Genomic DNA, 24,854 nt, shown 5'->3' on the forward strand with positions numbered 1-24,854 from the left:
AGTGAGAGTGGGGCCGGCGCATAGGTCGCCGGGACGAGACGAGACTGAGGCAAGGGAGAGGCGATGTCATTGTTGAGCGCGATCAAGGGGCGTGGGCCGAGCGGGTTTGGTTATGGATCGACGGCTGAAGAGGTGACCGAGGGGTTGGACCTGGGCGGGAAGACGATTCTGATCACCGGGTGCAACTCCGGGATTGGTAAGGAGTCGTTTCGGGTGCTGGCGGCGCGGGGGGCGCATATCATCGCGGCGGCGCGGACCGAGGGGAAGGCGCAGGCCACGGCAGATGAGCTGGGGGTGAGCGCGCAGACCACGGCGGTGGCGTGTGAGCTCTCGGAGCCGGAGTCGGTGCGGGCGTGTGTGGAGGCGGTCAAAGCGCTGGGACGGCCGATCGATGTGTTGATGCTCAACGCCGGGATCATGGCGTTGCCGGAGTTGCAGGTGCATCACGGCTATGAGTTGCAGTTTCTGACCAACCACATCGGGCATTTCATCTTAACGCAGGGGTTGCGAGATAGCCTGAGTGAAGATGCGCGGGTGGTGGCGTTGAGCAGTGCGGGGCATCAGCATACGCCGAAGGGGGGCATCGCATTTGATAACCTCGATGGCCGCAACGGGTATGACGCGTGGCGTTTTTACGGGCAGTCGAAGCTTGCGAATCTGCTCTTTGCGCGCGAGCTTGCCAGGCAGTTTGAGGGGAGTGAGCGTCAGGCGTACTCGGTGCATCCGGGGGTGATCAAGACCAACCTGACGCGGCATATGAACCCGATCTTGACGTCGCTTTTCGGGATGTTTGAGTCGCTGACGCTCAAGAATGTGGAGCAGGGGGCGGCGACGCAGTGCTACGTGGCGGTGCATCCGCAGGTGGACGCCTCGGGGGCGTATTTTGCGGACTGCAATGAGGCGAAGAGCAGCAGCTACGGGCGAGATATGGAGCTTGCGCGGCGGCTGTGGGATGAGAGTGAACGGATTGTGGAGGGGCTTTAAGATGGGATTTTTCTTAGGATTCGCTGCGCTGGCCGGACAGGCTGCGCTTTCGGGGGACGCGCCAGACCCATGCAATGATCCAGAGGGCGGCGGCGTTGCTGGCGCCGTCGAACTCGAGCATCCAGTGGGGGAGCAGGCCGCCGCCGATGGCGCCGGCCAGAAAGGCGATGCTGGCCGGCCAGAGGCGCGCGTCGAGGGAGGTGGCCATCATCATCAGGGCGAAGGCGAAGAGGCCGTTCTCCAGGGCGATGCAGCCGGCGACGTCCAGGCCCAGGATAAAGCCCATCACGCGCATGATCAGCGATCCGAAGAGGATGACAAAGATGCTGATGATGATGCGTGTGTTGATCGCGTTGCTTAAGAGGCGCTTGCGCATCAAGAAGACAATGAGGCCGGAGCCGCCGATGACGCCCAGGTACTGAAGGAAGTACTCGGGGAAGGTCATGGTGGCCAGGCCCTGGTGCACCAGCGCGCTGTTGATGAAGGGGATGGCGCCCAGGACGATGCCGAGAAAAAAGCTCATGCGGCTGCGCGCGGCGCTGTTGAGGTCGAGGTCGACGTCGTGGGAGAGCTTTTTGAGCTTTTGAAGCTCGTGGGCCTCGTCTTTAAGGCGTAGCCGCAGCGCGCGCAGGCGCTCCTCGAAGGCGGCGCGATCGCCGCGGACCTCGTCGAGGAGCAGGGCGGCGGCCTTGTCGTCGCCCTGGCGGAGCTCGAAGTCGAGCATGCGCTCGATGGCGCGGTCCAGACCTGCGCGTGCCGGGAGGTTGTCGGGCCAGATGGTCAGGGCCTGCTCAAAGCCGAAGCGGCACTCGGCGTAGAGGCGATAGATACGGGCGGTGGCGTCGTCATCGGCGGGGAGGTCGGTGGAGGTCGCAGGGGACTCGTCGTCGCCGAGCAGCTCGTGGAGGTGCGCCTCCAGGGTGATCAGGCGCATGCGGGCTTCGTCGGCCAGGCGTCGCGAGTCCCGGTGATGCTGGTAGCTGACGAGGGCCTGGCGAAGATCTTCGGCGCTCTGGAAGCGATCTTCGGGGTTGTGGGCGGTGGCGGTGTTGCAGATGCTGGCGAGCTCTTCGGGGACCTCGGGGCCGTAATGGATGGGGTTGGCCTGGTAGGCGCTGATGAGGCTGGCCATGACCGATTCGCCGGCGTTTCTGGGGGTGTGGGTGATGAGCTCGTGGAGGATGGCGCCGAGCTGGTAGACGTCGCTGCGCTGGTCGATTGAAGCGCCGTCGCCGCGGGCCATCTCGGGGGCCATGTAGGACGCGGTGCCGGCGACCTCGTCGACGTGGCGGGCGAGCTGGATGCGGTCGGTGCCGTCGTCGAGGAGGCTCACGGCGATGCCCCAGTCCACCAGATAGACCTCACCGAAGTCGCCGAGCATGACGTTTTCGGGCTTGAGGTCGCGGTGGATCACGCCGCGGCTGTGGGCGAAGTGCACGGCGTCGCAGACCTGCATGAGGATCTCGAGGTGAGCGTCGAGGGGTTCCTGGTAGCCGGCAAAACGTCGGGGGAGCCGTTCGGGCTTTTGCAGCGTGTCGAGCCATGCGCGGCCCTCGACGCGTTTCATAACGATCATCGGGGCGCCGGAGGCGTCGACGCCCAGGGCGTGCACCGGGATGATGTTGGGGTGCTCGAGCATCCCGGTGACCCAGGCTTCTTTGAGCAGGCTGCGAGTGGACTCGGAGTTTCGGCGGTCGGGGCGTATGGTCTTGATGGCGACATCACGCCATAAGGAGCGCTGGTGCGCCTGACGGACCACGCCCATGCCGCCCTGACCGAGCGTTGCGCCGGGCAAGAAGTCGGCCTTGTCGTCGTCTTCTATGCCGGTGTGAATCAGGGGGAGCGCGCCGAGAGCCTGCTGACGCTGGAAGGTCTCCAGCGGTCGGCGCGGCGCGATGGTGGCGCCGATATCGGGGGGGCCGGCCTCGGTGTCGCCCAGGGCCAGGGTCTCCCAGCGTGCCACCAGGGTAGGTTCGGGTGAATCGAAGTCACTCATGGGGCGTCCTGTGCCAGGCGTCAGGCTGGTGATCGGTGCCCTAAGGTTGCACGTGTTTGTCGATAGGTCGAGTCGATGGGACTCGCGAACAGGGCAATCGCAAATTCGGTTTTCATTACCCGCCACCGTAGGGGGACCCCTTGTGGGTCCCCGCCCTGGGAGTTCCGGAGGGGCACAAGACCCCTCCCTACGGATTGGGTGGGTTCTCCATAAAAAACCTTGTGGGACGTCGCGATTGCCCTGGACTCGCGAAACATACGCGGGCAACCAGGTTTTCAGGGAGTGTGCTCGCGCGCTGAAGCGAAGTATGGAGCGTGTGAAGGAGAGGCGCAAATCACCAGAAAAGGCCCGAAACCGCCAGGTTTCGGGCCTTTTGTTTTGCGCACGACGTCGCGCTCAGCGGTAGATGCCCTCGGGGGTGTAGGGCGAGCCGTTGGAGGCGAAGAATTTGCCATCGAGGTAGCGGTAGCCCTTGTCGAGCGAGGCGATGGTCTTCATGTGCTCGTCGGTGAGCTCGATCTTGAGGGCGTCGAAGTTCTGCTGGATGCGCTTGCGGTTGACCGATTTGGGGATGACGACGGTGCCGCGCGCGATGGCCCAGGCGATCAGAACCTGGGCGGTCGATGCGTCCACCTCGCCGGCGATGGCCTCGATGGTGGGGTGGTCGAGGAGGGGGGGCTCATCGTCTTTGCGGTTCTCGCGATCGGTGGAGCCGAGTGGCGAGTAGGCGGTGAGCACGATGTCGTGGGCGTTGCAGAAGTCGAGAAGATCGCCCTGCTGCAGGTGCGGGTGGGACTCGACCTGGTTGACCTCGGGAGCCTCTCCGACTTCGGCCAGGGCGCTGAGGCGCTCGGGGCCCATGTTGGAGACGCCGACGGCGCGGGATTTGCCGGCTTCTTTTGTGGCGAGCATGGCCTCCCAGGTCTCGGAGAGGGGGGCCTCTTCGAGGGTGAGCCAGTCGTCGGGGGAGCGGGGGAAGCCCACGCCGGGCTTAAAGGCGATGGGCCAGTGGATGAGGTAGAGGTCGAGGTAGTCGAGCTGAAGATCGCTTAAGGTCTGCTCGAGCGCCGGGGCGACGTCGTCTTTGAGGTGGGCGTTGTTCCAGAGTTTGGAGGTGACCCAGAGCTCGTCGCGGGTGATGTCGCCGGCGGCGATGGCGTCTTTGATGGCCTGGCCGACTTCGCTCTCGTTGCCGTAGACGGCGGCGCAGTCGAGGTGGCGGTAGCCGATCTCCAGGGCGGCGCGCACCGCGTCGTAGACTTCGCCGGGCTTGCTCTTCCAGGTGCCCAGGCCGAAGGCCGGGAAGGTCAGTCCGCTGCGGAGTTTGAGGGTGGGGTAGGTGGTCATGAATACTCCCTGGGGGCTTTATAGATGTCACAGATGAAAGGTGCCGCGGGCCGCGCGCAGAGGGCGGCCGCCGGGGCCCGAAGGAGATAAGCACCGCCGCGGAAAGTCGAGCGATTAGCCCCGGAAGAGGACGTCTTCGGCGGCCAGGGGCGCGTCGAGGACGCCGACCTCGGTGAGCGTGTCGATGACGCGGGTCAGCTCGGGCTGGTCGATGCCGGGGCGCTCGGCCCAGGTGGTCTGCTCCAGCCAGGCGGCGGCGTCTTCGGAGCGCTGGCCGAAGCGGGAGACGACCTCGGCGATGGTCGCCTCGGGCGCTTGTTTCATCTCTGCGGTGAGGGTTTGCAGAGTGGCGAAGAGGGTGTTGAGGTCGTCTTTGCGCTGGCGAGCGACGTCGCGGCGGCTGACGATCACAAAGGGGGCCCAGGGGGTGGCGCAGGTGCCCACGCGGCGCCACTCGCCGGAGTCGACGACGGGCTTGGTGGTGAATTTTTCCCACATGAAGGCGGTGCCGCGGCCTTCGGCCAGCGCGACGCGCGCGCCGGCCAGGTCGCCGACCTGCTCAAAGCGCATCTCGGTGCGCGGGTCCCATCCGTATTCGGCGGCGAGCACGTAGGCCATGATGTGGGATCCGGAGCGGGGGCGGCTGATGGCGAAGGGCTGGCCGCGAAGCTCCTCGATGGAGGTGTAAGGGGCGTCGGCGTGCACGTGCACGCCCCAGACCAGCGGGGAGGTGACGTAGGTGCCCAGGATGGTGGCGTCGCCGCCTTTGGCGATGTGAGTGACCACGCCCTCGGTCAGGAGCACCGCCACATCGAGCTCGTCCGCATCGAGGGCGGCGAGCATCTGGCCGGTGCCGCCAAAGTACTCGGTGAAGCTGTAGTCGAAGGCATGATCTGCGAAGAGGTTGCGCTCGGCGGCCCGGTAGAAGGGGGTGTTGAAGTGCTCGGGCACGCCGCCGACGCGGAGAGGTTGGGTCATGGTACGGCTCGGGGTTGAGGGGCGCGCCGCGGGAGGGTGTGGGCGCGTGTAAGTCCATTCGCAGAGGGCATCTCGTTACGCGGAGGGCGCAGTCAAGACGGGAGACAACGATCGAAGGGGATCCGCCATGCCCCCCGTGTGCAGGAGGGCGTGTGGCAACGAGGGGATGGAGGGCATCCGGGGCGGTGCGGCGGGGCGCCCGCTTACCAGTCGGTGGGTTTGTAGTCTTTGAGGAAGAGTCCCCAGACGTGGTTGCCGGTGTTGGCGCCGTCGAAGATGGGGTCGATGATGCGCGCGGCGCCGTCGACGATGTCGAGCGGGGGGTGGAAGCGGTGCATCTCGCGTTTTTTGCGGGCGTGTTCGGCCGGATCTTCATCGGTGACCCAGCCGGTGTCGACCGAGTTCATGTGGATGCCCGACTCGATGTAGTCGGCGGCCGAGGTGCGCGTCATCATGTTGAGCGCGGCTTTGGCCATGTTGGTGTGCGGGTGCCGGTCGGTCTTGAAGATGCGGTAGAACTGGCCCTCCATCGCGCTGACGTTGACGATGTGCTTGTCGTGGGTCGGCACGGCCTCCATCAAGGGCTTGAGGCGCGCGTTGAGGATGAAGGGGGCCACGGCGTTGACGAGCTGAACTTCGAGAAGTTCCACCGCGCTGACCTCGTCGAGCTTGAGGCGCCAGGAGTTGACCCGGCGCAGGTCCACCTGCTGGAGGTCGGCGTCGAGCTGGCCTTTGGGGAAGAGATGATGGCCGCGCTCGCGATCTTCGGCGAGGAGCTCCACCTGGCTTAAAAGTGCGCTGGTGGCGCCGGGTTTGGTCAGGGAGGCGCCTTCGGGGAGCTGGTCGTCGCGCTCCACGCGCCCCACCAACCGCCGCACCTCCGAGCCAAGATCGTCGCTGGAGAGCTCGCCCTGCATCAGGTGCTCATAGAAGCCGGTCGGGCGGCGCACCGTCTGGCAGGCGTTGTTGACGATGTAGTCGAGGCGAGGGAGGTGGTCGAGGAGGTGACGGCAGAAGACTTCAACGCCGGGGGTGTGGCGAAGATCCAGGCCGTAGATCTCCAGGCGGTCCTTCCACTCCTCGAAGTCCGCTTCGGCCGCATAGCGGCGCGCGGCGTCGTTGGGGAAGCGGGTCAGCGCGATGACGCGGGCGCCGGCGCGCAGGAGCATGATGGCGGCCTGGTAGCCGATCTTGACGCGGGCACCGGTGATGAGCGCGACTCGCCCGCGCAGGTCCGCGGTCTGGGAGCGTTTCTCAAAGTTGAAGTCGCCGCACTCCAGACACATCTGGTCGTAGAAGTGATGCACCTCGGTGTAGCTCGTGCGGCAGACGTAGCAGATGCGCTCGTTGTTGGTCTGGCCGATGGGCTCGCTGGTGGGCGCTTCGTAAGGCGCGGGGAGCTCGTGGGGGCGGCCCTCAAACTCGGCGCGTCGGCGCGGGGTCTCGAAGATAGGCTTGTCGCGCAGCTGGCGGATGCCGGTCTGGTCGAGGAGGGCCTGATCCTCGTCGCGCTCCTGATCGCGTTTGTTGCGCTGTCTGGCTCGGGCCAGCGCGCGGCGTGCGTGTTTGGAGGGGTGTGAGACGCGCCCCGCCGCGATGAGAAAACGGCGCTGGGTGGGCTCGTCGATGTCGGCCAGAAGCCCGCGATCCTCAATGAGTTGCTCCATGAGGTCAGAGGCGGCGTCGAGTTTTTTCTTGAGATCGTCCATGGGCGCGGTCTTAGCCCAAAGCCGGGCGGTGGACAAGGCCGGTTGGTGGGCCGACAGCGGGCGGAGGGTGCAGCGGGCGGCGATAAAGCGGGGCGTGTGTAGCTTTGAGGAAGAGAAGGCCGCGGCGGGGCGGTCTGGTCCACGATTCAACCAACGAGGAGGTAGGGCGATGGCTCAAACATCCACAGAGACGTGCGACCCTGGCCAGTGGGATTTTTCGGGGCTGCGCGCGCTCTTTATCAACTGCACGCTCAAACCCTCTCCGCAGCGCTCGAACACCGATGTGCTGATGGAGGTCTCGCGCACGATCATGCGCAACGCCGGCGTGAAGGTGTGCAGCGTGCGCGCCGTCGATCACACCCTCGCGCCGGGGGTGTATCCGGATATGCGCGAGCAGGGCTTTGATGAGGATGACTGGCCTGAGATCTACAAGGAGGTCGAGGCCGCCGACATCCTCGTGTTGGGATCGCCCATCTGGCTCGGGGAGCGCTCGTCGGTCTGCTCCAGGGTCATCGAACGCCTCTATGCGATGTCGGGGATGACCAACGAAAAGGGGCAGTACGTCTATTACGGCAAGGTGGGTGGGTGCGTGATCACCGGCAACGAAGATGGCATCAAGCATTGCTCAAGCGGCATCCTCTACGCGTTGCAGCACCTGGGGTATCTGGTCGGACCCCAGGCCGACGCCGGCTGGGTGGGGGAGGCAGGGCCAGGGGCCTCGTATGGCGATGAGGGGTCCGGGGGACCAAAGAACGCGTTTACGCAGCGGAACACCACGTTTATGACGTGGAACCTTTTGCATATGGCCAGGATGTTAAAAGAGGCCGGCGGGGTGCCTGCCTGGGGGAACCAGCGCGAGGCGTGGGATGAGGGGTGTGATTTTGGACATCCCAACCCCGAGTACCGCTGACCGCATCAGGACGAAGCCAGCGGTGTCGCTGCGGACTCGCGGTGGCGCTGCCACAGCTTCGTCCTGGCTCCTTGCTGGACTTCGCCCTGAGTGCGGTCAGGTTGATGTGAGCTTCCCCCCCGAATCTCTGTGGGGTTAGGTTTGAACGTGAAAAGGCCCGAGACAGCGCTAAAGGTGGGCTGTTTCGGGCCGGGGGCAAGCGGGATGTGGGGAAACTCTTTGCGTTAGAGCTGGGGGGCGACGACGTGGCGGAGGTAGATGGCGAGCTCCTCCATACCGTGGATGCCCATCTGGCGGCCCAGGGTCTGGTTGTAGTTGGTCGTGCCGTTGATGTCGTAGGTGTAGCGGTTGCCCTCGGCGTCTTCGACAAACTCGATGCCGGCAAGCTCGATGCCGCTGTGGGCGCACATGGCGAGGTATTTGAGGACGAGGGGATCGTCGGCTTTGAGAGGCGATTGGGAGAATTTGGCGCCGCCGTCGATCGGGCAATTGTCGGCGAGGGCTGCGGCCTGGGCTTTTTCTCGCTGGAGTTCGACCTGGCAGACATCGGAGGGGCAGAGTTGGAAGCCCTCGTCGGTGGCGGAGCGCATGGCGAAGATCATGCGCTGGCCGACGATCTCCACGCGGGTGATGAAGGGTTCGGGGGCCTGGATGTACTGCTGGATGAGGACCTGGTGGTCAGGTCCAAGGTCGAAGTCACCCTGAGCCAGGCGATCCTGGAGCTCGTCGGCGTTCTCGAAGCGCTCGATGCCCAGGCCTTTGCCGCCGCGGTTGTGTTTGGTGATGAAGGGGCCGTCAAAGGTTCGGGCCAGGGTGACCAGGTGTTCGGTGCCCACGGCCAGGGCGGTGCGCGGGGTGCGGATGCCGAAGCGCTGCAGGGTGAGGTGCTGGCGCAGCTTGCTCATCTCGAGCTCGAAGGCGGCCAGGCCATTGACGACGCGGGCGCCGTGGGCTTCGAGGTTGGCGAGGATCTCGCGGGTGAGCGCCACCGAGGTGAGGTGGCCGCGGGTGTGGGAGGAGGGGCTCATGCGGTTGAGGTAGATGCCCGGGGCTGGGGGGCCGTCGATGATGCCCTGGTGGACGGGGATCTCGTTGTACTCAAACCCCTGCTTTTCGAGCGCGTCGCGAAGGGGCGGGAGCCAGTCGGGGTTTTCGAAAAGAATGTGGACGGTGGGAAGCGTGCTCATAGGGTGACTCCAGCCGGGGGGCGATAGCGTTGACGCAGTCAGTGAGGGGGAAAAGAGCAAGATTGATGAGGGGCGTCAAGCGTTGGGATGGTGGGGGGAGGCTGAAGGTCACAAAAAAGACGCGGCCCCCTGAGAGAGGCCGCGTCGGGTGGTGCTCCGGGACGTCGTGTCGGGTTTAGTGAAGGGCGTGCGAGCCGGAGGAGGGGGTGGAGACGCTCTGCACGACTTCACCGGTCTGGGTGTGGCTGGCCTGGCGAGCGATGTCGGCCTGGGAGATGACGCCGCAGACGTCGCCATTGTCGTCGACGACGACCAGGCGGCGGAGCTGGTTGCTCTCCATCAGGTTGATGGCGTTCTCCAGCGGTGCGGCGTGCTCGACGGTGATGACGGTGGAGGTCATGGCGTCGCCGACGGTGCAGCTGTTGAGGTCTTTGCCCTCGGCGATGAGGCGGCAGACGATGTCGCGGTCGGTGATGACGCCGATGGGGTTCTGGTGGCCGTTGGTGGCGACGACAGGGATCAGCCCGCAGTCGCAGTCGCGCATCAGTTTTGCGGCTTTGGTGATGGAGTCGCCTGGCGAGCAGCAGGCGGGCTCGGAGGTCATGATGTCGTAGATGTTCATGGGGGATGCTCCCTTGCAAAAGGTCCTTTCGCGAAGCCCTCCCTGAGCGGGGGGGCGTTGAGGGGAAAGGTATATACGAATCAAAAAACACCAAAGATGCGGTCGGGTGGCGGGTGGTCTATGTGTATGAACTGATTGCGGATTTTGGTGGGTCTTCGCTTGTGGCGGCGTTGAGAGCCGCATACACTCGCAGGTAACTTGTGTTCACCAAGGGCCAGGAGACGTATGAAGTTTGCAAGCGCTCGAAGCGTTGCGCGTGATCCGAAGGTTGCGGCTCACGAAGGGTATCAGGTGCTCGCTCAGCGTCTGGGAGCGGCGCCGGATATCATCTTTGTGTACACCACCGAGACGTATGACACCGCGGCGGTCAACGGGCGGCTTGCGGAGCTGGCCGGCGGGGTGCCGATTCACGGTGGAACCTCCTGTCAGGGGGTGATGACCGACGAGGGGGTGGCCAGCGATCAGGGACACGGGCTGGCGATGATGGGGATCGCCGACGCTGAAGGGGCCTATGGTGTGGGGGTCTCGGAGATTGGCGAGTCGCCGCGGGAGGCGGCCCGGCGAGCGGTCCAGGGGGCGTTGTCGCAGGCCGGGCGGCCCGGTCAGGTTCCGCAGATGCTGTGGTTGATGGCGGCGCCGGGGTGTGAGGAAGAGCTTATCGCGGGGATTCAGGAGTTGCTCGGCTCCAAAGTTCCGATCCTCGGTGGCAGCTCCGCCGACAACACCGTCGCGGGGCAGTGGAAGCAGTTTGCCAACGAGGAGGTTTTTGAAAACGCGGTGGTGGTCGCGGCGATTTTTAGCTCGGCGGATGTCGACTACTCCTTTCATAGCGGCTACGAGCCCACCGCGAAGCGTGGCAGGGTCACGCGTGCTGAGGGGCGCGTGCTCTATGCGATCGATGGCCAGCCGGCCGCGCAGGTGTATAACGCCTGGACCGGTGGGGCGATCGATGAGGAACTGGAGCAGGGGGGGAACATCCTCGGGAAGACGACGCTCTTTCCCCTGGGGCGGGAGGTCGGCACGATTGAAGGCACACCTTATTTTCAGCTCTCGCATCCCGATGGTCTGTCGCCCCAGGGGGGACTGACGCTTTTTTCGACGGTGGAAGAGGGGGAGGAGCTTGTGCTGATGACCGGGACGGTCGACTCGTTGATCTCGCGAGCGGGGCGAGTGGGGCAGGCGGTCCGGGATATTGCAGCCTCGGAGGATAAGGAGATCGTGGGCAGCCTGGTGATTTACTGCGCCGGGTGCATGCTTACGGTGCAGGAGCGCATTGATGAGGTGGCTCGGGAGATGGGGGAGGTTTTGGGCGGAAAACCCTACATCGGGGCATTTACATTTGGGGAGCAGGGGTGCTTCATCGGCGGAGAGAACCGCCACGGCAACCTGATGATCTCGGTGGTTACATTTTTGAGTTGAGAGGTTTGATGCGCGCGGCCGGAGGCGCCCGGGGCCGTTCGCCAGAGACCCTTTGCGACGATCCGTTGAGTGCAGGCCGATTTAGCTCCGAGTTGTGCGATGACCGAATCCGAAACGCTACGCGAGACGCTCCTGGATCTGGAGCGCGCTCGGCGCAAAGAGCGTGAGCTGCGACTGGAGACCGAGGGGTTGTTGCGGGGGCTGGAGATATTGGGCTCCATCACCGACACCGAAGCGATGTTCGCCGGGCTCTTTGAGATTCTTCAGGAGCTGTTGGGGTTTGAGCAGGCCTTTGTCTTCACCGGAACGCGTGTGGAGGCGATGCATCTGGTCGCGACAACCTGCAGCGGGCAAAAGGCCCTGCTCTGGCGAGGGCAGGAGGTCACCCGACAGGCGCTGGGGGGAGAGCCGGTGGCGGTGTTTAATACGGCGATGATCGCGGAGTGGCGGGATCTGCAGGCGCCGCGCTCGCTTTCGGCGACCTCGGCTCTGCATATCGGGCTGCGCCGTGAGCCGGAGCCCTCGCTGATGGTGTGTACGCATTCGGAGCCGGGGTTTTTCTCGGCGAAGCATGTGCAGCTGGCGCGCCGCTTTAGCATGCTGGCCACTCAGGCGTTGCTCAACCGCGACCTGCGCGAGTTGAAGTTGCAGGCGTTTGAGCGCTCGACGCGCGATCAGTTTTTTAATGCCTCGGACGACGCGATGTGCATCCTCGACGCGCAGCGGCGGCTGGTGCAGACGAATCCCTCGATGGATGTGGGGCTGGGGTATGAAGCGGGGGAGTTGGCCGGGCGTTCGTTTGAGTCGCTGGTGGTCGAAGAGGACCGGGCGTGGGTACGCGCTCAGGTGAGCGAGCTGCTCTCCGGGCATGCGCCAGTGGGCTTCGATGCGCGCTTTACGACGGAGAGGGGGGATGAACGCCGGCTGCAATGGAAGATGAGCTTCGATCGTGAGGCCCGGATCATCTACGGCTCCGGTCGCGATATCACCGAGCAGCGCGAAGCCGAGGACGCCCTGCGTGTGCTCAACGAGGAGCTGCGCACGACGCGAGACGAGGCGCTGCAGGCGAGCAAGGCCAAGAGCACGTTTCTGGCCACGATGAGCCATGAGCTGCGAACGCCACTGAACGCCATTATGGGGTACTCGGAGATTGTGCTGGAGGAGATGGTCGCCGAGGGCGACACGACCTATGCCGATGATCTGGGGCGTATTATCTCGGCGGGCAAGCATCTGGTGTCGATCATCAGCAATGTGCTTGAGCTCTCGAAGATCGAGGCGGAGCGCATGCAGGTTCATCCCGAGCCCTTTGAGCTGGGGCCGCTTGTCGAGGAGGTGGTCGCCAGCGTGGGGCCGCTCTTCAAGAAGAACGACAACCGTTTTGAGCTGAGGCTGGCGCAGGACATCGGTGAGCTGGTGAGCGACGCCGCGAAGGTGCGTCAGATCCTCTACAACCTCTTGAGCAACGCCGCTCGGTTTACTCGCCGGGGTCAGGTGACGCTGCGTGTGGATCGTGCGGTGGAGGCGGGGAGCGAGCAGATCATCGTGTGTGTGCAAGACACCGGGGTGGGGATGACCCCGGAGCAGCTTGAGGGTGTGTTTGAGGCCTTCTCCCAGGCTGATAGCTCCTGGACGCGTACGGTGGATGGGACCGGGCTGGGGCTGGCGATCACCCGCCACCTCTGCGAGATGCTGGGTGGGGAGATCGAGGTGGCGTCGGAGTCGGAGGTCGGATCGACCTTTAGGGTGCGACTGCCCCGTGAGGTGAACGTCGTGGCGTCGGCGGAGGACTTTGAGCAGGCGCTGGTGCGCTCGGCGAGCGCACGGAAGATGAGCGTGGCGCCGGAGCGCGAAGACGTTGAGGGGGCGCAGGGCTGCGTGTTGGTGATCGACGACGATCCGGATCTGCACGCGCTGATGCGGCGCACGCTTGAGACCGCGGGCGTGGCGATGGAGTCCGCGTATAACGGGGCCGAGGGGTTACACCTGGCGCATAAACTCGCGCCGCGGGCGATTGTGCTCGACGTGAGTATGCCCGTGATCGACGGGTGGGATGTGTTGCGTCTGCTGCGCAGCTATGAGGAGTTTCGGGAGATTCCGGTGCTTGTGGTGACGATGGTCGATAACCGCCAGAAGGCGCTTGCGCTGGGGGCGGATGACTTTTTGCTCAAGCCCTTTGATCGCAAGGCGTTACTCGAATGGTTGCGCCGAGCGCCCCAGGACGACGCTGGCGGTGTCGCTTCGTCGTCGCGGTAGCGCTGCTACACGCTCCTCCTTGCTCCTTGCCAAGCGCCCCAGGACGACGCCAGCATCGTCGCTGTGGACTCGCGGTAGCGCTGCTACAGCGTCGTCCTTGCTCCTTGCCAAGCGCCCCAGGACGACGCCAGCATCGTCGCTGTGGACTCGCGGTAGCGCTGCTACAGCGTCGTCCTTGCTCCTTGCTGGACGTCGCCCTGGATACGCTCGGGTTGGGGGGCTCGCGAGGTTGGCTGCGCTCGGGTTGGGGGGCTCGCGAGGTTGGATGTGCTCGGGTTGGGGGGCTCGCGAGGTTGGCTGCGCTCGGGTTGGGGGGCTCGCGAGGTTGGATGCGCTCGGGTTTGGGGGCTCGCGAGGTTGGATGCGCTCGGGTTTGGGGGCTCGCGGGGAGGTCGTGACGTTCGAGGCCTGAGCTCGCGTCGCCTCATCAGGCATCCCTGGAGAAGCCGGGCTTGTGCCGGTTTTTGGGTCACGCGTTTTGCGTGTATGCGGGCTCCATCACAAGCTCGCGAAATCCGGATACGACACACGCATCGGCGCTCTTCTCCAGGGTGAACCAGAAGCAAGATTCCCGATGAAAGGCGGCCTGGAAGCAAAGCGTGTTGTCGCTTCCCACCACCCTGCTCAGGCCGTGGGGCCCGCGGATTTCGGGAGCCTTTCCCTCGTTGTAGGCGAAGTTGGCCTGAATGAGGGGGACGCGCCATTGGGCCACGTTTTGAAAGATTGGGTTGGGGTCGCCGTCTTTTTTAAGCGGACTCCAGAGGTCGTCTTTTTCCCAGCCCCAGTAGCCGGGCCAGAGCAGAAAATCGACATCACCCGGTTTAAAGTAGGTCCAGGGATCCTGCTGGGCTTCCATGCAGATGAGTGGCAAGAAGCGAAAGCCACGGAGCGAGAAGACCGACTTTGTGTAGTCCGCGGGTGTTGAGAAGAATCCCGTCTCCGAGGGGGTTAGTCCAAGTTTGTAGAAGGGGGTGGCCTTCCCCTGGTGGATGTAGAAGCCGGTGTTGTAGATCGCTCCGTCGGTCAGGGCTGTGGGGAGCACGACAGCGATGTCATGATCGCGTGACCATTGCGAGAACTCGTCGATGTAGCCTCCCAGTTCCGCGGGGGTCGAGGCGGTCAGTTTTGGGGAGAATCCGGTGAGCGAGCATTCGGGAAACACGACGAGGTTGACGTCCTTTAGTGCGAGCAGTGCGAGGCATTTTCGCATCGTGCGCACGTTTCGCGGCACGTCGGTGGAGTTTTGGATCTGGGCAATGCCAATGGATAACAGAGGTACTCCTTATTCCGGCTTTGGGGGCACATGCAGGTATTGGGGATGGCGTTTCTGAGCGTGTCGGCGGCCTCTACTCTGACGTCAAGTGATGTCTTCATGAGTTAGCACAGGACGTCGGTGAGCGCAGCCGCTGGTGCGTTGGGGGCAAAATCCGGTGGAATAATGACCGTCCGAGAGACGGACATCGGTCTGTGTTCATGAGGTGATGCGCGGGTTTATGGTTGTCAGGGGGCCAGGTCGCCCAATCATCAGGTAGTGCACTGCGACTGGCGAGTGGGCTTGCAGATACGCGCCGTGTTCCGCCGTGAGCTATCGTTGACGCTGTATGTGTTGCGTTGAGAACACCTCGGACAGCATCGAAAGCATCGTCTGCGTTTTGCGCGTTGCCCGAGGAGATCTCGGCGTTGCAGCTGTCGAGGTCAACGTCTGCTCACCGCATCGTAAGGAGCCATCACACATTCGAGAAGGAGACGCTTAATGAGCGAAAACTTGAAGGGATCGATCGCGTTTATCACCGGGGCGAGCCGGGGCATTGGCAGGGCGATCGCGCTGGGGCTGGCGGAGGCCGGTTGCGATGTGGCGTTGGCCGCACGGAGCGTGGAGGCGCTGGAGGAGGTGGCAGGGGCTTGTCGCGAGCTGGGCGTGCGGGCGTTGGTGGTGCCGCTGGATCTTTCGGAGCTGAGTGCGATTCCGGCTGCGGTGGAGCGCTGTGTGGAGGAGCTCGGAGGGTTGAGCGTCCTGGTCAATAACGCCGGCATGGGAGGGGGCGGCGCGGCGGATGCGACCGACCCGGAGGTCTGGGACCGGATGATCGATGTGAACGTCAGGGCGCTGATGCACCTGACGCGCTACGCGCTGCCGCATATCGAGGAGGCTGTGGCAAGGAGAGGGGTGATCAACATCGCCTCGATCTCCGGGAAGATGTCTTTTGCGGGAGGTGGGGGGTATTGCGCGACTAAACACGCGGTGGTGGGTTTCTCGCACTCGGTGTTTGAGGACGTGCGTGAGAAGGGCATCAAGGTGTGCGCGATCTGCCCGGGGTATGTGAACACGCCGATGGTGGAGGGGCGGGGGCTGGATCTGGCTAAAACGATTCAGCCCGAGGATATCGCGCGTACGGTGCGCTTTGTGCTGGAGTTTCCGGAGACGGGGTGCCCGACCGAGATCATTGTGCGGCCGCAGCGCAGCCCTTGAGGGGAGCCTGTCATCCTGATGTTTCCCGTTCGAACCGTCCGAGAGACGGACATCGACCTTTGTTTATGCGGTGGATCGGCGCATGGCGTGTTCAGAGACCTGCGAACGCCGAGCCGGATTCGACCTGGTAGACGACGAGCGCTTCGCCCTGGACGCCGATGAGCTTGTCGCCACGCAGGATCCAATGCTGCATGTCGTCGGCGCGCGACATTTGATGGTCGTAAGGATCGTCGACGCTGGTGCGCTCCACGTAGCGGCGGTCGTCGTCGGCGACGTATTGAGAGAAAAGTGGGCTGATTCGGTGGTCGGGGCCGACGCGGTAGCAGGTGTGATCGCTGGCGAAGAAGAGAGCCTGGTCGCCGGCCTCAACGACGTTGGAGCTGACCATGCCGCCGACCTGAACGTCGCCGAGGCGTTCTCCCGAGTGGCGGTCGAGTACGATGAGGTCGCAGCCGGAGCCGCGGCCGACGACGTAGAGGCGGTCTTTGCCCGGGTAGACCTTTTCGGCGGTGAAGTCGGAAGTCTTCAGGTGGCGCACCTCCTGGAGGGTCGGCTGGCCGTCGTCTGCAGGGACAATGTCGTACCAGCGCAGGCCGTCGGCGTCGTTGGCGATGAGCACAAGCTCTCCGTCGATGACGACGTGCTCGATGTCGTGCTCCATCGGCAGGCGCTGGAGCAGGCGCGGGAAGCGGGGCTCTTTGAGGTCAAAGAGCGCAAACCCCTTTCTGCGGTTAAGCCCCACCACCAGGTACTCGCCGCGGCGCACCACATGTCCGGTGCGTTCGCCAATGAAGGGGCGGGCGTCGAAGTAGTCCGGGGCGATGGGGTCGACGAGGTTAAGCCCGCGCATCCACTCGGCGGCGTAGAGGACGTCGTCGTGCAGGGCGATGCCGGTGACGCTCTCGCGAAACGCGATGGTGGCAAGGTCGCGAGGGGTTAGAGGGTCGCTGATGTCGAAGACGTGTATCTGATTGCCGAAGACCACGAAGAGGCGGTCGCCCTCGACCAGGAGTTGACCGCTGTAGGAGGAGCGTTGGTCCGCGTCGCGCAGAGGGTGGCGGGTGATGAGCTTGAGGTGGTTCAACGCTGCTCTCCGTTGAGGGTGGCTATAAGCTGTTGAAAGCCGGGATGGTCGTGAAGCGAGGCGAAGTCGCTCTCGGCCAGGAGTTTCTCGGCGCTGTAATGGCCGCGGGCGGTGGCGACCTCCAGGGAGGCGACGGCCTCGTCGGGGCGATCGGTCAGGGCGAAGAGGCAGGCCTGGTTGAATCTGGCCATCGCGAAGTAGGTCTGGAAGACGTCGATGACCTGCTGGTCAAGGTCGTTGCCAAAGATGGCGATGGCGGCGGGGTCGGGAGCGCGGGGCTCAAAGCGGCGGAAGTCTTTTGAAAAGACCTCGTCGAAGAGGGCTTCGGCGCGCTCCATCTGGCCGCTGACGATGAGAAGGACGGCGCGGTTGTTCTGGATGAGCAGCCAGTCCGGGACGATCTCGGTCATGCCACCCGCAAGTCGGGCGAAGAGGGCTTCGGCCTCATCGAAGGCGCGGGTGGCGATGTGCGCGTTGAGGATGTTCTTGAAGCAGGAGACGGCAGCCTGTGCGGGGAGTTTTGGGGCGATGGTTACGATGAGGTCGCGGCGGTCGAGCGCTTCGAGTCCGACGAGCACCTCGCGGGTGATCTCAATGAGTGGCGCGGGATGGTCGCAGACGAAGGTGGGGATGTAGGCCAGAAAGGCCTCGCGTTGAAGGAGCTCGCGGGAGGCCAGGGGCCAGATGAGGCCAGCGAGGGTGGCGCGGCGCTCTTCGTGGTCGGCGACGCGCTCAAAGAAGTCCGCGAGTGCCGGGGCAAACGAGGTGTCGCCGGTGTCGACGAGTCGGGCGGCGATGGCGCGGGCGACGGGCCAATCGAAGGATTCCAGTTCTTCGCTTAAGTCTTCATTGGAGCGGGCTGCGACGTCCTGGAGGAAGGTCCATTCACCGCGGGCCTCGTCGATCCAGCGCTGGACCTGGTCGTCGGAGTGGTCGGCGGTGCCGGTGTAGAAGACGTCGAAGAAGCGGTCTTTTTTGAGCGTTCTTACGTCTCCCGAGAACTGCCCGTCGCGGAAGTTTGCGTTCTGGAAGGCGCGTCGGGCCATCCAGAAGAAGGGGTAAGTGTTCTCGGGAGACATCGCGAAGCTGAGCGTCGGGTCGAGGCAGAAGTCGTGGAAGGCGCGGCGGTAGACGAGGTCGTCGGCGGTGCGCTCACGCATCGTGTCGACGAGCAGATGCATGGCGCTGGCGATGTCGCCCTGGCGGACGCGCTGGTCGATGGCGATGAAGGCCAGAGCGGGGTTCTGGGGGTAGCGTTCTCGTAGCCGGGTCAGCGTCTGCGGGGCCTGATTGTCGTCGCGCTCAAGGGCGCGGATAAGCTCGGCGACGCGGGCGTATTCGAGCTTTTCGGCGCGGGCCTCATCGAGCTCATTGAGGGAGCCGAGGAGGGCGACGAGGAGATGATCGTCGAGGTCTTTGCGGTCGGCGAAGGCGTGGATGAGCCGGGTGAGTCTGGGGCCGGCTTTGCCCGTGGCGGCGCAGATGAGGGTGTCGGTGGCGCCGAGTTCAAGGAGGTGTTCGGCAAAGAATTGATGCCCGGCGTCGGAGTCATAGAGGGCCTCCTCCCAGGGTTCGGGAGACGCAAATCGCTCGGCGTTCTGGTGCCATGCGGCCTGGAAGGTCTCCCAGGCGCGGGAGGGGCCGCGTCGCACCCACGTTTTGTAATAGTCCTCGGAGCCGTAGCGGCTCTGCGCTCTGTGAATCTCGTCGGGGACGTGGTCGCTGCCCAGGGCGAAGAGCACTTCGCCAAAGGCGTTGGCGAGTTGGCTGTCGAAGCGCGCTTCCATGTAACGCGTCAGGAGGGCTTCGACCCCGGGGGCGGCGTCGAGGGCGCGGGGGCCCAGCGCCTTGAGGTGACCCATCGTAAAGCCCCAGAGGCCCCAGTAGCCATCGAAGGATTCGGGCATCAGGTCGAGCATGGCGATGGCGTCGGCGATGTAGGCGTCGTCGGCGTCAGGGGCGATGGGACGTCCGCCCTCTTCTTCGACGTCGCCCAGCGGTGTGCCGCGGGGCATCACGCGCAGATCGCGTGCGATGAGGCGCACGATGGGGTGGTTGTGGTGTATCAGGCGATGCCAGGCCCGGGTGAAGCTCTCGGCCATGGCGTCTCGGTAGGGCTCGGGGGTGCGAACTTCGCAGACGCGCAGAATGAGCGCGGCGTTGTCGCCGTGGTTGAGCCACCACTGCGCTTCGCTGACGCGGGAATCGGGGTCGAAGGCCGGTGGCTCGCCGGCGATCAGGGCTTTTTGAAAGGCAACCACCTCGTCGGGGTCGACGTCTACGAGCTCCCAGAGTGCGCGGCTGAAGTGGGCGACGTGGTGGGAGATGTTCATCTGCCGCAGCTCGTGCGCTTCTGCGAGTAAGGCGTCAAAGGCTTCGCGGTGGGAGCGGCAGAGCTCAAGCAGCTCGTTGTAGGAGGCGTGGCTGCGGTCTTCGATCCAGCTTTTGAGGTATGCGTAGTGCTCTGCAGGGCTTGTTTCCTGCGCCGCTACCTGAGACTCGCGGTGGAGGTCGACGCAGGCGACGCCGAGCGCTTCTAACTTCTCCAACGTGAGGGGAGGTGCCTGATAACGAAACTCGCTGCTGGCGTAGGCCTGGTTGGAGAAGAGGATGTGGAAGGGAAAGGCCTTTGGGAAGCGCGCCAGGCGCTCGTCGGCCAGGAGCGCCTGGGCGAGTTCGGTGAGGTGCGGGGTGAAGAGGGTGGCTTTGAGGTCGAGGTAAAGCTGGTGGTTGTTCAGGACTTCGCCCTGGTAGGTGAAGCGGTAGAGGTCGTGGTCCTTGAGGGCATGGATGATGTCGTAGTCTTCATGGGACTCATCGTCGCCCAGGATCTGCGCGTTGAGCTGGTAGCCCTGCGTGAACTCTCCGGTTTCGGGGTTGTAATGTCCGCTGACGATCGCGGCGTCGCCGTGTTCGTAGTCGCCGATGAGAACGTGCAGGCAGTTGAAGGGGCGGAACTTCTGCATCTCCTCGTCGGCCTCGCTTAAGAGCGCGCGGGGGCCTTCGATCTCGTGCCACTCTCCAGAGTTGGGGTCCAAGACTCCGGGTCGGATGACGCTTGCGAACTCCGCGTCGTCGAAGAGGAACGCGACTTTTCGGGCGATGTCGGCGGGCTGAAATCCCTCGACGAAGGATTGGAAGAGCGCCGCAGGAGGCGCGTGTTTCGCGGCGTTTTCCGGGTTCAAGTAGTCGGAGGGTTTGCCGCTGATGCTCTGGTTTTCCGGGGCGCTGAAGATCGCTTCGAGGAAGGCCAGGACGGCGTTCATGTCGCCGGTAGCGCGTAGCCCGGCGATCGTTTCGGTGTAGGTCATGGAGGGGGTTCCGGAAAAGCGTCACGTTAGTGTTTGCGGGCGCGACGCTACATCTCTTGCTCGCTACAGCGACGCTGAAAATCGCTGAAAACGTGTGGTGATGGTCTGCGAGATACCGTCCGAGAGACGGACATTGGCCTGTGTTTATGCGGTGGAGCGGCAGGGTGGCCTGGCGAATGCGTCCGCTGCAGCGTCATTGTAAGAAAGGCGACCGGGCAGTGCGCGCGGTCGCCTTCGTGTGGGCAAAGAGATGGTGTGGTGCGGGCGTGTTTGGGAGGACGTCACTCGAACTTGTTGAGGTTCTCTTCGATCAGTTCGGTGAGTTCAGCGTCGTCGGCCTGGCGGGCCAGGGGGAGAGCGCGTTGGAGCTCGTTGCGGGCGGCGTCCTGGTCTTTGTTGATAAGGTGGGCGCTGGCGCGGGCGTTGAGGGCCCAGGCCTGGGTGCGGGCGTCGTCGAGTTCGGCGGCGACGTCGATGAGCTGGGCGGCGCGGGAGAGGGTGTCGTCGGCGTCGCGCTGGTTAAGGTGAAGCTGGGTGAGCTGGGTGAGGATGGCGAGCTTTGCGGGGCGGTTGTCTGTGCCTTCGGGTTGGTCGGGGAGGTTGAGGGCGTCGAGGCCGCGGGTGAAGGCGTCGCGAGCCTGGCGGGCGTGGTCGGGCAGAGCGGCATAGGTAGCGCCCAGGCGCAGGAGGGCGTCGGAGGCGATGGCGAGGTCGCGGGGTTGAAGTTCGAGGGCCTGGTCGGCGGCGTTTTGAAGCAGGGTGATGGCGCGCTCGGCGTTGTTTTCCTGAAGGGCGGCCATGCCGGCGGCGTGGGTGACGTGGGTGAGGGTGCGGCGGTGGTGGTCGGCGTCGGCGTCGGGGAGTTTCTGGAGGCGCTCGCGGGCGTCGAGGCAGCTGTTCAGAGCGCCGGTGGCGCGAAGGCGCGTGTTGACGACGCAGAGGTTGGCGTGCTGGGTGGCCAGCGACTCGTTGTAGAGGGTGTTGCCTTCGGGGAGGTCGTCGATGAGCTCAATGGCGCGCATGTAGTGGGTGCGGGCGTCGTCGAAGCGGTTGGCGGCCTGGTGGGCGCGGGCCAGCGAGGCGTGGGCGCGGACGCGGTAGGTGGCGAGCTGGCCGTTTTCGAAGGTGTCGATGGCTTGCTGGCAGTGCTGCGGGGCCCGGGGGATGTTGAGCTCGCAGAGGGCCAGGTGCACGCGGCCTTTGAGCAGGGGGTTGGAGGTGGCGTCGGCGACGTTGAGGGCGCGGCGGTAAAGGGTGAGGGATTGAGCGGCCTGGTTGTTAAGGGCGGCGATTTCGGCTTTGAGCCCCAGGGTGTGCACGATCATGGGGCGGTTGTTCATGGACTCGAAGAGGGGGAGGGCCCGGTCGAGGAGCTCGGAGGCGCCGGCGAGGTTGTTTTGCTGGCGGAGAAGTTGGGCTTCGCGCAGGTGGTGGCGGGCGCGGGCCGGGACGCTGTCGGCGGCTTCGATGTGGCGTTTGGCCTGGGCCAGGAGGCGTTGGGCCTGCTCCAGATCGCCGTTGTCCTGGTAGAGGTCGGCGGTGCGGGTCAGGGCGGTGCCGATGGCCAGCAGGGAGTCGGTGTTCTGGAGGGTGCGGATGTCGGCGCGAAGATCGGATTCGCTGCCGGGGTTTTGCCCGAGGAGGGTGCGCACGGCGCGGCGGCTGATGCGGCAGAGGGCGCGGTAGACGTCATCATTGAGTTCGCCGGTGAGCTGCACGCAGATGTTGAGGGTGTCTTCGGCGCTGCGGAGCTGGCCGGTGGCGGACTCGATCTGGCCGAGGGTCAGCAGGATCTGGCCTGTGGCGTGGTCGAAGTTGCGTTCGCGGGCCAGCTCCAGGGCGAAGGTGACTTTCTGGCGCGCGGGCTCGTAGCGGCCCTGTTCCCAGAGGAGGGAGCCGGCTTCGAGGGCGGCGGCCGCTTTGATCTCGGAGCGGTCCGGGGCGAGCTCGAAGGCGCGGTTGAAGGCGGCCAGGGCGTCTTCCCAGTGGCCGGCCTGGTAGAGGGCGCGGGCGTCATCGAGGTGGGCGCCTTCGGCGGAGGAGGGAGCCTGTGGGGCGCTGTCGTCCTGGGCGAAGGCGGCCGGCAGGGCGGCCAGGGAGATGGCGATGAGCGCGAGGCAGCTGGCGAGGAGAGGGCGCATACAGGAGCTCAAGGTCTAAGAGGCAGTCAGTCAGGCATCAGGGCGCGCGGGCGTAAGAGTCAACCGGCGGGGTCCGGGGGGTTATTTCGGGGCGCGGGCGGCGGCCGGTGGTGAGGTGGGGGTCAGGCAGCGCGTGGGAAGGTCGGAGCGGAGGTGCTCGGAAAGTTCGAGGAGGTTGGAGGGCGTGCCCAGGGCGTCTGCAGCGAGGAGGGCGGCGCAGGCACGATCCCGCTGGTTGAGGGCGTGGAGGGCCTGGGCGCGTCGCAGAAGGGCGTGTGCGCCCAGCGAGGTGTTTTCGGAGCGCCTGGCGAGGTCGTAGGACTGGCGGGCGCGGTGGAGAAGTTCGGGCCAGAGCTTTAGCGCGGCCAGGGTGTCGAGCCAGCGGGAGAGGTTGCGGGAACGGGCGTCGTTGTCGAGAGGTTGGTCGACTTCGGGATGTTCGCTGCGGGTGCGGGCGCGATGGTCGAAGGCGTGGACTTCGGCGAAGTAGGCCGGGGCGTCGGGAGGCGGGGGTTGGTGGCGGGCGTGGAGGTCGGCCAGATCGAGGGCCGCGCGGCTGGCCAGGCCCCAGAGGGGCGTGTGGCCGGCGGTGGCCAGATCGATGGCCAGGCGTAAGTAGGCGGAGGGAGCCATCGGGGTGGGTTCGGGCGGGGTGGCGCGGGCGATGGCCAGGAGGATGTGGACGATGTTGGCCTGGCGAGCGGGCGTCTCGGCGGCGGGTATGGCGAGGCGGTCGAGGGCCTGCTGGCAGACCTGGTAGGTGCGGGAGGTGCGGGTGAGGTCGTTGAGCTGGCAGCGTGCGATGAGAAGATCGGTCGGCGGGGCGTCGAGGGGTTGGAGATGCGCTTCAAGGTCGAGCAGCGCGGCGCGGGCCGGGGTGGGGTGAAGGGCGTTGAGGTGGATGCGGGCGCGGGTTAGCGCGGCCCGGGCGCGGTCCTGTGGGGGCGCGGAGTTCTCCGCCTCGAGGCAGAAGGGGATGGCGAGCTCCTCGGAGTCGGCGGTGCAGTAGCGGGCCCAGGGGATGTCGGGGAGGAGGGGCGGGGGGAGCTCGGTGAGGCTGGCGAGGGCGCGGGCGGTGTCGGGGCAGGCGGTGGCCGGTGCGCGGTCCAGGCACTGGCGGGCGTTTAAGGCGCGGAGGCGAAGTTCGGCGAAGCCGTCAGGTTGGCGCTTAAGGAGTTCGGTGGCGCTCTGGAGGTGGGTGTCGGCAAAGCGGGCGGAGCCAGCGCGTTGCACGATGAGGTCGGCCAGGGCCAGGTGCAGGCGAAGTTGTGCGGCGTCGTCGTCGATACGTTGCGCGTTGGCGAGGAGGGCGTTGACCGGCTCCAGGGAGCCCGTGTCGACGCGGGCGCGGGCCAGGGTGAGGGGCTCAATGATGAAGCGGCGCGCGGCCCGGGCGTTGTCGCGGGCGTCTTCCAGGGGGCGGTGCAGCAGGGCGGCGACCAGAAACTCACGGCCAACGATCGGGGCGGGCGGGAGGTTTGTGTCGGGGGGGCAGAGGAGGGTGGAGGCGTCGTCGACTTCGGCGGGTTGTTCGCAGCCGAGCAGGGCTCGGGCGCGTTCGGGTTGACCGAGGCTCAGCGCGCGACCGGCGTCGAAGAGGTCGATGGAGCGCAGCAGGGCGCGGGCGTCTCCGGCGAGCCGGCGGGCGCGGGCCAGGGTCTGGTCGGCCAGCTCGGGGCGATTATGGAAGAGGTGCAGTGCAGCGAGCTGAAGTTGCAGCGCGGTGCGAAAGCTGGCGGTGGTGGAGGGGTCGTCGATGACGCGGCGCAGGGTCTGGAGGGCGGCGGGCTCTGTGGGGGCGTCGGAGTGTGCGACGGGGTCAACGAGTGCGGCGTAGAGGGCCTGACGGGCCTGGTCTCGGAGTGCGGCGCGGGTGGCGCGCAGAAGGGCTTCGGCCTCGGCGTCTTCGGAGGGCAGGGAGCTGCTCATGCGCACGGTGGGGCCGAAGCCGCGGGGGCTCTGCTGGGCGTGTGCGGGCAGAGGGGGGGCCTGCAGGGTGCCGAAGACAAGCAGCAGCATGGCAAGCTGGCGAGGGGTGGGCATATGCGGTTGCCGACGAGAGAAGATGCGAGAGCCCGAGGGTGCGGGGAGCGATAGTAGCCTCGCATATCCCCCAACGGCAAGGTGCCGAGCGCCGAGCGCCCCAGGACGACGCTGACGGCGTCGATAGGGAATCGCGGTAGCGCTGCTACAGCTTCATCCCTATCTCCTTGTCAGGCGTCGCCCTGGATGCGCTCGGATCTTATAAGGTGCGGGGGGAGGTCGCTGCGGAATCGCGGTAGCGCTGCTACACGCTTCTCCTTGCTCCTTGCTGGACTTCGCCCTGGATGCGCTCGGATCTTATAGGGTGCGGGGGGAGGTCGCTGCGTCGTCGCGGTAGCGCTGCTACACGCTTCTCCTTGCTCCTTGCTGGACTTCGCCCTGGATGCGCTCGGGTTGGGGG

Annotated in this window: 16 protein-coding genes; 5 read left to right on the forward strand and 11 right to left on the reverse strand. The window is 65.3% G+C overall.

From position 1 onward, the window contains the following. Positions 1-63 precede the first annotated feature (63 nt). Positions 64-984 (forward strand): SDR family oxidoreductase, encoded by a 921-nt coding sequence (locus FRC96_RS06800; RefSeq protein ID WP_146973753.1) that lies wholly within the window; start codon positions 64-66, stop codon positions 982-984. Positions 985-997: 13 nt separating this feature from the next. Here FRC96_RS06800 and FRC96_RS06805 read toward each other — a convergent pair whose 3' ends face one another. The 4 genes from FRC96_RS06805 to FRC96_RS06820 all read right to left on the reverse strand — a co-directional run bounded on the left by FRC96_RS06805 (position 998) and on the right by FRC96_RS06820 (position 7,014). Next, positions 998-2,980, reverse strand: a complete 1,983-nt coding sequence (locus FRC96_RS06805) for a serine/threonine-protein kinase (RefSeq protein ID WP_146973754.1) — start codon at positions 2,978-2,980, stop codon at positions 998-1,000. A 396-nt stretch (positions 2,981-3,376) separates the two neighbouring features. Next, a complete protein-coding gene (locus FRC96_RS06810; protein ID WP_146973755.1) occupies positions 3,377-4,327 on the reverse strand; it encodes an aldo/keto reductase in 951 nt (316 codons plus the stop codon). A 114-nt stretch (positions 4,328-4,441) separates the two neighbouring features. Next, on the reverse strand, positions 4,442-5,305 hold the full coding sequence (locus tag FRC96_RS06815) for a PhnD/SsuA/transferrin family substrate-binding protein (RefSeq protein WP_146973756.1): 864 nt from the start codon (positions 5,303-5,305) through the stop codon (positions 4,442-4,444). Positions 5,306-5,508: 203 nt separating this feature from the next. Next, positions 5,509-7,014 (reverse strand): SDR family NAD(P)-dependent oxidoreductase, encoded by a 1,506-nt coding sequence (locus tag FRC96_RS06820; protein WP_146973757.1) that lies wholly within the window; start codon positions 7,012-7,014, stop codon positions 5,509-5,511. 169 nt (positions 7,015-7,183) lie between these two features. On the opposite strand from FRC96_RS06820, the gene FRC96_RS06825 reads away from it, so the two are divergent. Further along, complete coding sequence (locus FRC96_RS06825) at positions 7,184-7,924, forward strand: flavodoxin family protein (protein WP_146973758.1); 741 nt, start codon at positions 7,184-7,186, stop codon at positions 7,922-7,924. A gap of 224 nt (positions 7,925-8,148) precedes the next feature. On the opposite strand, the gene FRC96_RS06830 is transcribed toward FRC96_RS06825, so the two are convergent. Together FRC96_RS06830 and FRC96_RS06835 are read right to left on the reverse strand one after the other, a co-directional pair. Continuing rightward, the gene (locus tag FRC96_RS06830; protein WP_146973759.1) at positions 8,149-9,111 is read right to left on the reverse strand and encodes an ATP-grasp domain-containing protein; all 963 of its coding nucleotides are present in this window, start codon (positions 9,109-9,111) and stop codon (positions 8,149-8,151) included. 175 nt (positions 9,112-9,286) lie between these two features. Beyond that, positions 9,287-9,733, reverse strand: coding sequence for a CBS domain-containing protein (locus tag FRC96_RS06835; protein ID WP_146973760.1), 447 nt, complete (start codon positions 9,731-9,733; stop codon positions 9,287-9,289). A gap of 225 nt (positions 9,734-9,958) precedes the next feature. Between FRC96_RS06835 and FRC96_RS06840 the strand changes: the two genes are divergently transcribed. Beyond that, on the forward strand, positions 9,959-11,152 hold the full coding sequence (locus FRC96_RS06840; RefSeq protein WP_146973761.1) for an FIST signal transduction protein: 1,194 nt from the start codon (positions 9,959-9,961) through the stop codon (positions 11,150-11,152). Between the two features lie 99 nt (positions 11,153-11,251). After that, positions 11,252-13,405, forward strand: coding sequence for a hybrid sensor histidine kinase/response regulator (locus tag FRC96_RS06845; RefSeq protein WP_146973762.1), 2,154 nt, complete (start codon positions 11,252-11,254; stop codon positions 13,403-13,405). A 469-nt stretch (positions 13,406-13,874) separates the two neighbouring features. Here the strand turns inward: FRC96_RS06845 and FRC96_RS06850 are convergent, their stop codons facing one another. Further along, complete coding sequence (locus tag FRC96_RS06850) at positions 13,875-14,678, reverse strand: carbon-nitrogen hydrolase family protein (RefSeq protein WP_146973763.1); 804 nt, start codon at positions 14,676-14,678, stop codon at positions 13,875-13,877. 480 nt (positions 14,679-15,158) lie between these two features. On the opposite strand from FRC96_RS06850, the gene FRC96_RS06855 reads away from it, so the two are divergent. Further along, positions 15,159-15,875, forward strand: a complete 717-nt coding sequence (locus FRC96_RS06855) for an SDR family oxidoreductase (protein ID WP_146973764.1) — start codon at positions 15,159-15,161, stop codon at positions 15,873-15,875. 91 nt (positions 15,876-15,966) lie between these two features. Here the strand turns inward: FRC96_RS06855 and FRC96_RS06860 are convergent, their stop codons facing one another. The 4 genes from FRC96_RS06860 to FRC96_RS06875 all read right to left on the reverse strand — a co-directional run bounded on the left by FRC96_RS06860 (position 15,967) and on the right by FRC96_RS06875 (position 24,454). After that, a complete protein-coding gene (locus tag FRC96_RS06860; RefSeq protein ID WP_146973765.1) occupies positions 15,967-16,959 on the reverse strand; it encodes an LVIVD repeat-containing protein in 993 nt (330 codons plus the stop codon). Continuing rightward, positions 16,956-20,270: a TPR end-of-group domain-containing protein gene (locus tag FRC96_RS06865; RefSeq protein ID WP_146973766.1), complete on the reverse strand. Its 3,315-nt coding sequence runs from the start codon at positions 20,268-20,270 to the stop codon at positions 16,956-16,958. The genes FRC96_RS06860 and FRC96_RS06865 overlap by 4 nt, the downstream gene beginning before the upstream one ends. Before the next feature lie 281 nt (positions 20,271-20,551). Beyond that, positions 20,552-22,411 (reverse strand): tetratricopeptide repeat protein, encoded by a 1,860-nt coding sequence (locus FRC96_RS06870; RefSeq protein ID WP_146973767.1) that lies wholly within the window; start codon positions 22,409-22,411, stop codon positions 20,552-20,554. An 81-nt stretch (positions 22,412-22,492) separates the two neighbouring features. After that, entirely contained in the window at positions 22,493-24,454 is a 1,962-nt protein-coding gene (locus tag FRC96_RS06875; RefSeq protein ID WP_146973768.1) for a hypothetical protein, read from the reverse strand. Positions 24,455-24,854: the final 400 nt, after the last annotated feature.

Source organism: Lujinxingia vulgaris, from assembly GCF_007997005.1.
GTDB lineage: Bacteria > Myxococcota_A > Bradymonadia > Bradymonadales > Bradymonadaceae > Lujinxingia.